Source organism: Filimonas effusa, assembly GCF_004118675.1.
Lineage (GTDB): Bacteria > Bacteroidota > Bacteroidia > Chitinophagales > Chitinophagaceae > Filimonas > Filimonas effusa.
Map to the genome: position 1 here is coordinate 108,795 of NZ_SDHZ01000005.1, position 13,596 is coordinate 122,390.

Consider the following 13,596-nt stretch of genomic DNA (forward strand, 5'->3'; position numbering starts at 1 on the left):
CTCATGAATACTCCTGCTTACTTACTCCAATTTACCTTGGCAGATTTCACGTCTCTTGAGTTACCGCCAACCTGTATGATAAAGTCTCCGGCCTCCCAGTCATACTTCAGATCTGTATTGTAAAATTTGAGTTCCTCTGTGGTGATCTTAAATGTTACTTCTTTGGTTTCCCCCGGCTGAAGGCTTATTTTCTGAAAGCCTTTCAGGTCTTTCACCGCACGCGTTACGGTTGCAACGGGGTCTGTAATGTATAGCTGTACTACTTCTTCACCTGCATATTTGCCTGTATTGCTTACCGAAACGGTCGCCGTTACTACTTCATTGCCCTTAGGGTTCAGTTTGCTGATACGTACATCACCGTAAGAGAAGGTGGTATAGCTTAGGCCATATCCAAACGGATACAATGGATCATTCGACACATCCAGGTAGTTCGATCTGAACTTAGGAGCACCACCACGATAAGGGCGACCTGTATTCTTATGGTTGTAAAACACCGGGATCTGACCCACATTTCTTGGAAAGCTTGCAGTGATCTTTCCGGAAGGATTGTAGTTGCCGAACAATACGTCTGCTACTGCATTCCCCGCTTCTGTACCCGGGAACCATGCTTCAAGAATAGCATCCATGTTTTTATCTTCTTCTACTATCGTCATCGGCCTGCCACTCATTAATACCAATACCACCGGCTTGCCTGTTGCTTTCAGCGCCTGCAATAAACGTTTCTGGGCCGGCTGCAGACTGATGTCCGACATGCTGCTCGACTCACCGGTCATATCGGCAGCTTCACCCAATACAGCTACTACTACATCCGACTGCTTTGCCGCACTAACCGCTTCGTCTATCATTGCCTGGGGACTACGTTTGTCTATATCGATCTCTACCCCGAAGGCATTCACTTTTTTAGCGAATTCTTCGTCATCAGAGATATTACACCCCTTGGCATAAACCACTTTTACATCGTTACCTGCTACGTTTTTAATACCCTGCAGCATGGTGACGCCTTTGTCAAAATCGCCGGATACCGCCCATGTTCCAAGCATATTGCGCTGGTTATCGGCCAATGGGCCTATCAATGCAATCGTTCCTTTTTTTTGTAAAGGCAATACGTTATTGCTGTTTTTGAGCAATACCATAGAACGGGCAGCAAATTCACGTGCCGCTTTCCTGTTCTCCACTGTCAGCAATTCATTTGCATAGCGTGTTTCATTGCAGTAACGATAGGGGTCTTCAAACAAACCTAGTTTGTACTTTGCCTCCAGTATTCTTCTGCAAGCATCATTGATCTGCTGGAGGGTTACTTTTCCTTCTTTCAAAGATTTAGCTGTTGTACTCAGAAAGCCTTCTCCCACCATATCCATATCGATACCTGCTTTTAATGCTTCGGCAGATACGCGTTGCAGATCGCCAATGCCATGATCTATCATTTCATTGATAGCTGTATAGTCCGTTACCACAAAGCCTTTAAAACCCCATTGCTTGCGCAGCAGATCGGTCATCAGCCACTTGTTAGCTGTTGCCGGCACACCGTCTACATCATTAAATGAGCTCATGACGCTTCCTACACCTGCATCGATAGCAGCTTTGTAAGGAGGCAGATAATACTCAAACATTTTGATGCGGCTCATGTCGGTAGAGTTGTAATCGCGTCCCGCTTCCGCAGCACCGTATAAAGCATAATGCTTTACACATGCCATTACGGTTCTGCCGTCATACCCATTCCCCTGGTAACCTCTTACCATTGCTTTGGCAATTTGTGAACCCAGGTAAACATCCTCACCGGAACCTTCCGCAATACGTCCCCAGCGCGGGTCACGGGCAATATCTACCATAGGTGAATATACCCAGCTAAGACCATCGGCTGTTGCTTCGCTTGCGGCGATCTGTGCGCTGCGCTCGATCATTGGCATATCCCATGAAGCAGAAAGCCCTAACGGAATAGGAAATATGGTTCTGTGACCGTGTATAACATCCAAACCGAAAATGAGTGGTATATGCAAACGGGAATTATTTACCGCTATTTCCTGCGCCTTACGGATCTTTTCAGGCCCTGTAATACCAAACAAACCACCCACCTGTCCTTTCCTGATCTTATTGTCTACGTCTGAGCTTACAACAGAGCCCGTCACTGTTCCACCCGGTGTTACCAGGTTTAACTGACCGATCTTTTCCTCTGTTGTCATCTTGCCCATCAGGTTTGTAACAAAACTGTTCATTTTAGCATCCGAAGCAGTCTTTGTTTGAGCAAAGACCGATGTCATGCTGAGCACTGAACACGCTATAACAATTGTCTTTTTCATAATTCTAAATCTGTTTTATTCATGTTGAATAATGCAGTCTGCTATACCAATATCCTGCATTTCAGGGAAATAACTATTTACCGGCTGTTGCCATTATTCTGCTTCAATTGTCTTAATACGTTGCGATACGCCATTTTCATTAATCGCCTCTATGGTGAAATAATACTTCTTTTCTTTATCCATGCCTTTGAAAAAGTAGTCATTGGCGTTATGTACCATAATACAGTTATACATTTTATCCGGCGCAACGCCCGTATAGATATTGTAAGCGTAAGCATTTTCTACTGGCTCCCATTTTATCCATGCACTGCGTTTATCGCTCTCGGTACGCAACACGATAAACTGCTTTACAGCTTCCGGCTTCTCGCCATCGCCTTTTCCAAATACACGCAACCCGCTGATCGCAAATTTCCCGGTAGGCATATGTATATTTTCCAGCTTGATATACCGTGCACGCACTTCTTTAGGCAGCTCTACATATTCATGTGGTATATCTTCTTTGTTGTTGCTTTTATCTGCCAATACTTTCCACTGCTTTCCATCGGCAGAATAGTATAATTTATACTGATGGCAAATATCAGTCTTTTTACCCATGAACGCAGCATCCTGGTCTGCATAGTTGATCTGCACCGCCTTTACCGTTGAGATATCACCCAGGTCAGTTTGTATCCATTCACCCTTATCACCGGTTTTGGCACTCCAATAGGTTTTAATATTTTCATCTACTGCATTGTTAGGCAAATAGCCGCCTAATGTAGAAGACACGGTTACAGGTTTATTATAATTCAGCAACATCCAACCGGTAAATGTTTCGTGCATAGAGCTTGAAGAAGCGCTTGCACCTGCTCCCGGCAAATAATGCGGATAGTCTCCAAAAGCAGTATTGGTATACATCACATCATCCTTGTCAAAGCCGGCAGGCCAGATCCCAATTCTTCTCTCAAAACTGTTCTTCACAGAAATAACCATGGTACTTACATGCCAGTATTGGCTCCATTTATCTTTAAATGTTGCACCGTGGCCTGCACCACGTGCAAAACCGCCGGGCTTGTAACTCATCGGCATAGACTGATGTACAAAAGGCCCAAGCGGACTATTGGATACTGCAACGCCATCAGCATACCCGCTAAACTCCGTGGCAGGAGCGCCATACTGCAGGTAATACTTGCCATTATGCTTTGTCATCCACGCACCTTCAATGAATGGATCGAGAAAGGTATTATCCAGGTATTCACCGAAACGCTGCCAGCCATAACGTTTGTCATCCAGCAATAACAATTCCTTTCTTGTACCATAAGGCTGAAATGTCTTCCTGTTGAGCTCAACACCATATAGTGGGAATCTGTTGCTGCTCCCGTTATACATATATAGTTTGCCATCATCATCTACAAAATGAGCCGGGTCCCAGCCTCCTATATCAAATGAATCAACAGCTTCTTTCCATTGGTTGGCCTTGGGGTCGGTACTCATCCAGATAGGAAAGTTGGTGGAATAAGTGGAACCAAAAACCAGCATCGTATCTCCCTGCACCCAAACAGAAGGCGCACATAAATCGTCATATACTTTATGATAGGGTTTTAGGAACGAGCGTGAAACAAAATTCCACTTGAGCATATCATTGCTCCACCAGTACCCCCATTGGTTGGTGGAGAACAAATAATAATCGCCTTTATACATGACAATCACCGGATCGGCTGTAGCACGATGTTTTCCCCATTCGGTAAAATTCGGAATGGGACAATAACCATAGTCAATATTAATGGGATTACAATAGGTGGCTTGCTGCAACCTGGCAGTAAGCCCCATCATAATAAGCACAATAAAAGAGAAAATTCTTTGCCACATCAGTTCTCATTGTTTTGAAAAATAGCTCTCAAAGCAGTTTAGCTATTATATACAGCCCCGCCGGCCTAATTGATTGCGGGCGACTGAAATCCTAATTTCTTCAACCCTTTCTTCACTTCCGGACAACTCATGAACAAGTTCCACAACAAACCGGTCCTATAGTTTTCAATCATCACGATAATTGGCCCCTGGTCTATTGCCAGATGTGAAGTAGCATACCAGTTCTGCCCCTCGTTAAATGCATCAACAAAGCCGTATTCACTCCATATCTTATCACCAAGATCATAATAGAAATGCTTCAATGCCTGCATGGAATATTCCGGAGTATAAGGAAATGCCGATAACGCAGCTGTTGGCGTAATGGTACCATGATCATTCGCTGGAGAATGTGCATCGTAGCCATTATAGGTATCACTCGCCGTCAAACCCCAGCAATTGGCTCCGTATCCTTTGAAGTTGTTGGGATTGCGCACACAATGCTCCCTATTGATCAATGTGTGATTCCTGTTTTGCTCCCAGTAGTCGGCGTATTTATCTTTCAACCCACGCGGGTCCAGTCCAACAAAAGAATAGTGCGAGAAAAAGAGCGGACCACCATAGTCAAAGCCCAATGGCAGTTTTATTCCATAAAATTCCTTCCCGTTTTTAAAGAAATCACTCTGCGCCCAGCCCCTGTCGTACACAGCACTGGTAACAGGATAACGCTCACCTGAAGCGGCCAGCACATAAGTGATCAAACATTCATTAAAACCGCGCAGGGGAAAGTTCATCGCCCAGCCGTTGTTCGGACTCCAGTGCCAGTACAACACTTCCTGTCCCTCACGTGTAAACCAGTTCCATTCCAGCTGTTCCCACATCCAGTTAACACGGTCGCGGATCTCCCGTTCAGTTTGATTGTCTTTATTAAAATATTGCCTTGCACATAAAAGACCTTCAAATAAAAAAGAAGTTTCTACAAGATCTGCACCGTCATCTTTCCTGCCAAAAGGAATCGTTTTCCCGGTGGCGCCATCCAGCCAATGCGGAAATACTCCATGATAGCTATCAGCTTTCCAAAGGAATTTTACAATTCTGTTTAGGCGCCCTGCGGCCTCCTCACGTGTGATCCACTTGCGCTCAGCAGCAACAATGATAGACATGATGCCAAAGCCGCTACCGCCGGTTGTCACCACTTCATTGCCATAGTCGAACGACTGGTTGCTACGTTCTCTTGCGAGTCCGCTAACAGGATGTCCGAAGTCCCAGAAGTATTTAAATGTTTGTTTTTGTACTAATTCGAGCAGTGCTGTGTCGGAAAGATTTTTAGGTCGTTTTGTTGCATCGAATGCAGGCGTTCTGACATCTTTTTTTTGTGCATTTGCGCAACCAATGGTTAATAAAAAGCAGACACAGTAAAAGATATTTTTCATGCTCATGGATTTATTTACAAACGTTAAGAAAAAGGGAACCTGGAAACAGGTTCCCTCTGTGTTTCCTCTTAAAACACTGATTGCTAAGTGCGTTTATTAGTACCCGGGGTTCTGTTTAATCGTACCGTTTGTAATATCAATTACCGCCTGTGGTATAGGGAACAGGCTATTTATGTCTGTAAAACCTAAGGGAGCAAGAACATTTTTTGCCTGACCTGTACGAACGAGGTCGAAAAAGCGGTCTTGTTCCATCGCCAATTCCAGGCATCGTTCATTCCAGATCTGCTGGATGGTTGGTGCAGCTATATAAGGAAGTTTGGCACGATCGCGCACCAGTTTCAATGAAGCAGCCGCGCCTGCAACATCACCTTTATTGATCTTGGCTTCTGCATCTATTAACAGAATTTCGGCATAACGCATTTTGCGTACATTCTGGGCAGCGCCTTCATTTACGCCTGACACCTGGTCCTTTTTCGGAACATAAGATTTGCCATTGTAACGTGGAATAGTAACGCCTTCCATTGGATTAGGAGCCAGGATCAAGTCGCCATCCTGTGTTGTTTGTCCTCTGTATAAGATAGTAACTCTTTTCCGCAAGGTATCTCCAGCAGCATCGAATGCTCTTGCGAGGCTATCGGATGGTGCGTTGAACCCCCAGCCAAACCCATTACCACTCGCGCCCTGCACCTGCGAAAACTGGCTGTTACTCAGATCGCCATTACCTAAAACGGCATAATTCTGAACTTCAAAGATGGATTCAACACCGTTCTCATGTGAAATCCTGAAAAGCTGGTAAAAATCCGGTTCCAGGCTATATCTCCCTGAAGAGATGATTGCGGATGTTTGCTCCAGCACTTTATCCCATTCTTTCTGATACATAAAGACTTTTGCAAGGTAACCTCTTGCGGCGCCTTTGGTAGCGCGTCCTATTTCAGCTCCTGTATAGGAATCAGGCAATACCTGGGCAGCGTCCTGCAAATCCTTTATGATCTGACTATATACTTCAACTGCGGGGGTTCTTGTAAGCGCAGCAACTGCAGCATTTTCAACAGAAACAGGCATAGGAACATCACCGAATGCACGAACCAGATCGAAGTAAAAAGTTGCTCTTGCAAATTTAGCCTCACCAATCAAACGAGCTTTTAAGGTTTCGTCCATGGTAATAGCAGGGATGTTACTGATAGCCTGGTTACATAAATTGATAAGCTGGTATCTTCCGATCCAATAGTCATTGATCTGCCCTTCGGTAGACGTGTAGGCAAACCTGTCATAGTTATTTAAGAAAGACGCATCGCCCTGGGCGCCTCCTTTAATAGACTGATCAGATGGGATCTCTTGTATAGAAATGTAGGCAAAGGCTGTCATTTCCCATTTGCGCATTTTCGCGTAGATAGCTATTATAGACTGCCTTGCATCATCGGCTGTTTTAAAGAAATCACTTGGAGGGATCTTACCCTCTGTATTATTATCGAGATATTTTTTACAAGAGAAAAGCAATGACGACAATAACATTAAATATGCAGAATGAATAATAAACTTTTTCATGGCAACTAATTTTACAGGTTAACGTTTACACCAAAATTGAAAGTCGCGAACATTGGATATACGTTGTAATCTATGCCCTGCGAGGTAGCATCGAACCTTTCGTTGGCCGCTTTCTTATTATCTATGATTGTTACTTCCGGATTAAATCCAGTGTACTTAAAGAAGTTAAATGGATTAGTTGCGTTTGCATAAATACGTAATCCAGCCAGCTTCATTCTGGAAGTTACTTTTTCGGAGAACGTATAACCGATCTGTAAGTTTCTTACTTTCACGAAGTTACCAGATTCAACGTACCATGAATTTGACAATTTATTAGCGTTAGTAGCCAAATCTGCAGAAGGATAATCATAAGAAGTACCTTCCCCATGCCAACGTTTTTCATAAAAAATCTGGTCATAGTTTTCGTTACCTAATTGTCTGAACCTTCTTGCATTGTAGACCTTATTACCTCCCTGTCCATATAAGTCTATAGTAAGGTCGAAGCCTTTATATGCTCCATACAAGCTAAATCCGAAATTGTAGGTAGGAATGGCACTACCAAGGAAAGTACGATCAGCGTCTGTAATCTTGCCATCACCATTTACATCTGCAAACTTGAAGTCGCCGGGTTGTGCATCCGGCTGTATAGTAGTACCGGTAGCAGTTTTATAACCATTGATCTCGCTTTGATTCTGGAAGATGCCAATCACCTGACGTCCATAAAATTCACCAATCGGATGACCTACCGTTGTATAAGTAGTAGTAATGAAGTTTACAGCTCCGCTATAGATGCCAATGGTTCCAGGCCTTAAAGATTCCACCCGGTTTTTATTATAAGAGAAGTTTCCGTTGATGCTATAATTGAACTCGCCTGCTTTATCTTTCCAGCCAAGGTTCAATTCAACACCCTGGTTTCTTATACCTGCATTGTTATCGAGGTACCTGGTATTTGAAGCACCTACCGGGCTAAGTACCGTTACATTAAAGATTGAGTTATTGGTTTTCTTATTATAATAATCGATTTCGAAAGTCAACCTGCTTTTAAGTGCTGCACCTTCTATTGCGATATCAATTTCATCTGCGGTTTCCCAAAGCAGGTTTGTGGGGCCCACCTGGTCCACACCTGCACCAACTTGTCCTGGTTGTGAATATGCGCCGCCTGTTGACACAGCGGTTACAACAGTTGCCGGGATTTTGCTATTACCCATTCGCCCCCAGCTTCCGCGCACTTTAAGAAAGTTAAAGATGTTTTGATCAGCCATAAATTCTTCCTGAGACACAACCCAACCTAAGCCCACTGAAGGGAAATAGTCTACGCGGTTATTCAGAGGAAATATACTGGCAGCATCACGTCTTAATGTTGCTGTTAACAGGTACCTGTTTTTAAATGAATAGTTGAGCCTGCCAAAAACGGAAGCGGCTCTGTAAAGGGTAACACTTTCATCGCTGGTTTGCGTTGTTGGGTCTCCCAGGTTCAGGTACCAGCTCTTTGAGCCAAGGTCGGGCACTCCAAGTCTTGAAGCTGTTAGAGAATGTCCTCTTTCCTGCTGGATGTTTGTTCCCAATAATACGGTAAAGCGATGATCGTTTGCAATAGCGAAATCATATGTCAAAGTATTATCCCAATAATAGCTAAATGGGTCTTCCACTTTTTTGGTTAATTTTTGTGTCGTATCTCTTTGTACGGAGGATATGACATACCTGGGTACATATATTCTATTTTGACTATAGGTACCATCGATGCCGTAAGCAGATTTAAATGTTAGTCCTTTCGCCAGGTATAGTTCAGCATATACACCGCCTACCATTCTTATGCCTCTTGTTTGATCCCGGTTATATTCCAATTTAGCTACCGGGTTTGCAAAAGCACCGAATTGAGTCATATCACTATAGGTACCATCGCTGTTTTTCACCGGCAAAGCAGATGGCGCCGTATAAGCAGACATGAACATATTATCAGGTAAGTTATTAGATGTAAAGCCTGAGATGTTTGCGTTAATGCCCACCTTAAGAAAGTTGGTAACCTTACTGTCTACATTGGTTCTTACGTTAATCCTTTGATAATCGTTTGTTTTTGCAAGGCCTTCCTGTTTAAAATACCCCGAACCTAGTGCGTACTGTGTTTTTTCCGTACCTCCGGAGAAGTTCACTTCATGACTTTGGATAAGCGCATTACTTCTCAATATTTCGTCGTACCAGTTGGTAGAAGAGGGATAATTAGCCGGGTTTCTTGGAACGGGTGGTGTACCTCCGGACCTGGCTGCATCAATAGCATCTTTTTCATTCAGTAGCTGGATATATTCGCTACCGGTTGCCAGTTTTACCATTTTCACCGGTTTTTGTATGCCGCCATATCCGGCATAGCTAACGCGGGGCTGTCCATTTTTACCTCTTTTAGTAGTAATGATGATAACGCCATTTCCTGCACGGATACCGTAGATAGCCGAAGCGGACGCGTCTTTCAATACGCTGATAGATTCAATATCATTATTACCGAGGAAAGTAATGTCATTCGTCAACACACCATCTACTACATACAAAGGGTCGACATTTGAGCTGGCAGATCCTACACCACGAACACGGATGGTAGGTTGGCTACCCGGCGTTCCCAATGTGGTTACCTGTAAGCCCGCTACCTTGCCCTGTAAAGCCTGGGCAGGGTTGGCAGAAGCCTGGTAAGAGATATCTTTCGCAGTTACAGTAGTTACCGAACCTGTTACATCACTCTTCCTCTGACGACCATAACCTACTACAACTACATCTGCCAACTGCTGATTGGTTTGAGTAAGTACAATACTTAGGCTGGATTGATCACCTACGGTTACTTCTTTTGTTTCGTAACCGATATAGGAAATCAAAAGCACATCCCCTTTATTCGCATTGATGGAGAACTCGCCTTCGCTGTTGGTAGCAGTACCTTTCCCTGAGCCCTTGATCATCACCGATACATCGGCAAGTGGCGTCCCGCTGTCCGACATTACTTTACCCCTGATCACAGCCATTGGCGCCGCTGCCTGCAAAGACAATTCGCCTTCACGAATAACAATTAAATTGTTCTCCATGAAATGATAGGAAAGCCTGCTGCTGGAAAAGAGCTCATCCAGCACAGTTTTAATATCAGCGTCGGCAACATTGAGATTCACCTTTTGTGTGATACCCCTGATGTTGTTGTTATATAAGAACCTGTAATCTGTTTGTTGCTCAATTGTAGAGAGAACAGTGGCAATTTCCGTCCTTTTGAGATTAAGACTTATTTTCTTTTGGCTGAAGCCTTCAGCTGAAGCGTACATGGTAAAGAAGAGAATAAGCGCAGTAGTCATTTTCATAATAAGCAAAGCTTTGAATACTAACGGCCGCTCGCTTTCCGTTAAGAAAGATTTCATACTTTTATTGTTATGGTTAAAAGATGCCAGCCCGCCAAGGCTGGTATTGGAAACAATCACTCTAAAATTTAACCTGTTAAACGGGGGATGCGCCAACATTCTCCGTTTTTTATTGTGCCTAGGTAGGATGCAGGTTATTTTGCTGAACCAACATATATTTCATGACCTTTGATTTTAAAAGTAAAAGACGTTGCTACAGCCAACGCTTTAAATGCCTGCCCAACAGTTTCATTCTCAAAAGAACCGTTGAAGTTTAATTGCTTCACTTCCTCATCTTCAAAAATGATCGTTACGTTGTACCAACGCTCCAATTTTTGCGCCAATACCTCGAATGAATCTCCATGAAATGCAAGGCGGTTATTCATCCACGCCGTTTCTATATAATCTTTTCCTGCAGAAGTATCCAGCTGCACTAATTCAAACCTGCTCTCCACCTGCGCAACAACAGCATTATTACCTTTAACCGGTAAAGTTCTGTTGACAATGATCTTTTCGTCGGGATGCAGATATATTGGCTTCACGGTGGTATTGCCTTCACGACTCAATTGCACCAGACCCCGGATCAATGTTGTTTCTACAGTTTTGTCAGAGGGATAGGATTTCACGTTAAAAGCTGTTCCCAGGACTTTTATATTAATGCCGTTTGCATGAACGATGAATGGCTTTGCTTTTTCTTTTTTTACATCAAAGTAAGCTTCGCCTTCCAGTTTTACTTCGCGCATAGGCCCCTCGAAATCTGCCCGGTACGTGATCTTTGAACCCGCATTTAGCCAAACAACGGAGCCGTCCGGTAAAATTGTTTGCGTACGGGTTCCTTTCTGCGCCACTATTACCTGCGTATTGTCTGCAGGCGGCGCAACAGTAGTTTCCTTACCAAACAACCAAATTCCCAGAATTGTTGCGGCAATGCCGCTTGTTATAAATATAATCCGCTTAACACGGGATGGCCTGCGCACTAGTGTGCGCTCAATCAGCTCCCCCCCTTCATCCTCCTTTTCCATGGCCTGCTGTACTTCAGCCATTTGTAATATCCTGCTCACGTTTTTCTGCTCCTCTTCCGACACGTCTTCATCACGCAATGGCTGTTCACGTATATCTTCCTGCCACAGCCCGGACATGATCTCGTATTGCTGCTGTACGGTTATATCTTCACTAATACATTGCATCAGCTCTTCGCGTTCCGCCACAGAAGCTTCTCCGCTCAGGCAGCGGGCCATTATATACCAGATTCTATTGGTTTTATCCATTAAGATGCAGTGCTGTAATAGGTAAGACAGCAATTCTTAAATGATCTACTAAAAAAAATCAAGATTTTTTTTGCGGTACAAAAACCAATTGGGGTTTCGGGATCTTCAGAGCAAGACAAATTCGCTTTACAGCGATCGCCATTTGCGCATCGATGGTATTTACAGAGATATTAAGGATGTCAGCAACTTCTTTATATTTAAGGCCGTCTTCACGGATCAGCTTAAAGATCATCTTGCAACGGGGTGGTAGTTCATCGATCGCTTTACGCATACAACCCACCATTTCAGCATTGATCAGCACATCATAAGGCGTAACATTACCATCCAGTTCTATTTCCAGGAAGTCGAACGGCGAAGTCACCAGCTCCTGCGCCTTTTTGGAAAGTGTATTCAGCGCCCGGTTTTTTACCGCCACGTAAAGGTAAACAGTCAGGTCTTCAATATTAACGAGATTCGCCCTGTTGCACCATAACTTAACGAAAACGTCTTCCACTATCTCTTCGGCGCTTTCTGAAGAGCGTATAATAGATTTACAGAACGACCAGAGCCTTTTATGAAACTGTTGGTACAGCTTCGCAAAAGCCTGCTCATCGCCATTTGAAATGGCTATTTGTATCGTTTTCAGACAGTCAAGCATTCTAGTCTTCCCAGGCCAAGTACGGGGCCATTTTTATTGTGCGTAAAACAAAGCTATGAAATTAAAGAGATTGTAAAGCAATTTATAGCTAACAATTGTTCTTTTTTCAGCGCAGGCAGTTCCAACCTGCCGGCTATCAGCCCAACCAAATACACTAAATCGTTGCTGCGCATGCCAACACGGAACTCACCGGTGTATCTGAAATTATAATGTAATTACATAATAGACTATATTACATAAAAAACACCCTTGTTAAATACAAAAGAAGAGTTGAGGACATCATTATTGCAATTCAGCAAAGCCATCCTCAGACCAGAAGACTTTCACGACCAGTTGGCTCCCGCAGTAATGGCCTGCTCCGATCTTCTATTTTCCAATTTCTCTTTAGCTGGTGAGGACGCAAGGAAACACATTAAAACGGCTCATGGAAATGCCATAGGCACTTTCTGGGCAGCAAGATGTTCACGGGAAGTATTAAGAACACAACGTTTTTCAAGAGCGCTTTATAACTCGGTTTCTGAGGCTTTGAAGCAGCACCAAAAAACAATTCATGTTTTATATGCAGGAACCGGGCCATTTGCAACGCTCGCCTTGCCGGTTATGATGATGTTTAAGCCTGAAGAAGTTCAGTTTACTTTTCTTGAGATCAACTCCGAAAGCATTGAAATAGTAAAGCAGGTTATTGACCTGCTGGATCTGCACAATTACATAAAAGATATTCATCAATGTGACGCCTCGGTATGGGAAGTACCCTCACCCGATATAGATATTGTCATCAGTGAAACAATGTATACCGCCCTTAAAACCGAACCCCAGGTAGCCATTATGCTTAACCTGGCAAAACAGTTGCCTGAAGACACTATTTTCCTACCTGAAGAAATCACAGTGTCCCTTTGCAGATGGCTTCATAAAGACAAAGAACCGGAGATATTGGCCGAACTGTTTCGTTTTAATAAACCACTGATACATTCCATTATAAACAACTCGCCGGGCAAGAGCTGGGTTTTCCCCGACCGGCAAATCCAGGTAAGCCTGTTGGCAAATGAACAACTTTATTACGCCACCGATATCCGGGTTAATGACGGCAATTATTTAACCTGGAATGACAGCTCTTTGAATATCCCGGAAAAAGTAAAAGTGTATTTTAGTGAAGGTGATAGAAGCCTGAATTGCAAATATAGCCTGCAGCCAATACCTGGCTTTCGGATTATTGAAAGTTAAAAATAAAGTAATTAAGTCATGAGCGTGCCTTGA

At 43.6% G+C, this 13,596-nt stretch carries 8 protein-coding genes; 1 reads left to right on the forward strand and 7 read right to left on the reverse strand.

The window, feature by feature from the left end; translation table 11 throughout:
- Positions 1 to 17: 17 nt before the first annotated feature.
- The 7 genes from bglX to ESB13_RS21950 form a co-directional block, all read right to left on the reverse strand.
- Positions 18 to 2,297, reverse strand: coding sequence for a beta-glucosidase BglX (bglX, locus tag ESB13_RS21920; RefSeq protein WP_129005889.1), 2,280 nt, complete (start codon positions 2,295 to 2,297; stop codon positions 18 to 20).
- Positions 2,298 to 2,390: 93 nt separating this feature from the next.
- The gene (locus ESB13_RS21925; RefSeq protein ID WP_181955317.1) at positions 2,391 to 4,142 is read right to left on the reverse strand and encodes a family 43 glycosylhydrolase; all 1,752 of its coding nucleotides are present in this window, start codon (positions 4,140 to 4,142) and stop codon (positions 2,391 to 2,393) included.
- A gap of 65 nt (positions 4,143 to 4,207) precedes the next feature.
- The gene (locus ESB13_RS21930) at positions 4,208 to 5,551 is read right to left on the reverse strand and encodes a glucoamylase family protein (protein ID WP_129005891.1); all 1,344 of its coding nucleotides are present in this window, start codon (positions 5,549 to 5,551) and stop codon (positions 4,208 to 4,210) included.
- Positions 5,552 to 5,647: 96 nt separating this feature from the next.
- Positions 5,648 to 7,096, reverse strand: a complete 1,449-nt coding sequence (locus ESB13_RS21935; RefSeq protein WP_220399746.1) for a RagB/SusD family nutrient uptake outer membrane protein — start codon at positions 7,094 to 7,096, stop codon at positions 5,648 to 5,650.
- Positions 7,097 to 7,107: 11 nt separating this feature from the next.
- Positions 7,108 to 10,458, reverse strand: a complete 3,351-nt coding sequence (locus tag ESB13_RS21940) for a TonB-dependent receptor (protein ID WP_164974305.1) — start codon at positions 10,456 to 10,458, stop codon at positions 7,108 to 7,110.
- A gap of 134 nt (positions 10,459 to 10,592) precedes the next feature.
- Complete coding sequence (locus ESB13_RS21945) at positions 10,593 to 11,675, reverse strand: FecR family protein (RefSeq protein ID WP_164974306.1); 1,083 nt, start codon at positions 11,673 to 11,675, stop codon at positions 10,593 to 10,595.
- 88 nt (positions 11,676 to 11,763) lie between these two features.
- Complete coding sequence (locus ESB13_RS21950) at positions 11,764 to 12,342, reverse strand: RNA polymerase sigma-70 factor (RefSeq protein ID WP_129005896.1); 579 nt, start codon at positions 12,340 to 12,342, stop codon at positions 11,764 to 11,766.
- Positions 12,343 to 12,591: 249 nt separating this feature from the next.
- On the opposite strand from ESB13_RS21950, the gene ESB13_RS21955 reads away from it, so the two are divergent.
- Positions 12,592 to 13,563 carry an SAM-dependent methyltransferase gene (locus ESB13_RS21955; protein ID WP_129005898.1) on the forward strand — a complete coding sequence of 324 codons (972 nt, stop codon included), beginning with the start codon at positions 12,592 to 12,594 and terminating at the stop codon, positions 13,561 to 13,563.
- The last annotated feature ends 33 nt before the right edge of the window (positions 13,564 to 13,596 follow it).

What these genes read in the sequence shown, in the direction of transcription:
- ESB13_RS21945 (WP_164974306.1), bottom strand. Translation starts at nt 11,675, where the DNA reads ATGGCCCGCTGCCTGAGCGGAGAAGCTTCTGTGGCGGAACGCGAAGAG.
- ESB13_RS21940 (WP_164974305.1), bottom strand. Translation starts at nt 10,458, where the DNA reads ATGAAATCTTTCTTAACGGAAAGCGAGCGGCCGTTAGTATTCAAAGCT.
- ESB13_RS21950 (WP_129005896.1), bottom strand. Translation starts at nt 12,342, where the DNA reads ATGCTTGACTGTCTGAAAACGATACAAATAGCCATTTCAAATGGCGAT.
- ESB13_RS21930 (WP_129005891.1), bottom strand. Translation starts at nt 5,551, where the DNA reads ATGAAAAATATCTTTTACTGTGTCTGCTTTTTATTAACCATTGGTTGC.
- bglX (WP_129005889.1), bottom strand. Translation starts at nt 2,297, where the DNA reads ATGAAAAAGACAATTGTTATAGCGTGTTCAGTGCTCAGCATGACATCG.
- ESB13_RS21935 (WP_220399746.1), bottom strand. Translation starts at nt 7,096, where the DNA reads ATGAAAAAGTTTATTATTCATTCTGCATATTTAATGTTATTGTCGTCA.
- ESB13_RS21925 (WP_181955317.1), bottom strand. Translation starts at nt 4,142, where the DNA reads ATGTGGCAAAGAATTTTCTCTTTTATTGTGCTTATTATGATGGGGCTT.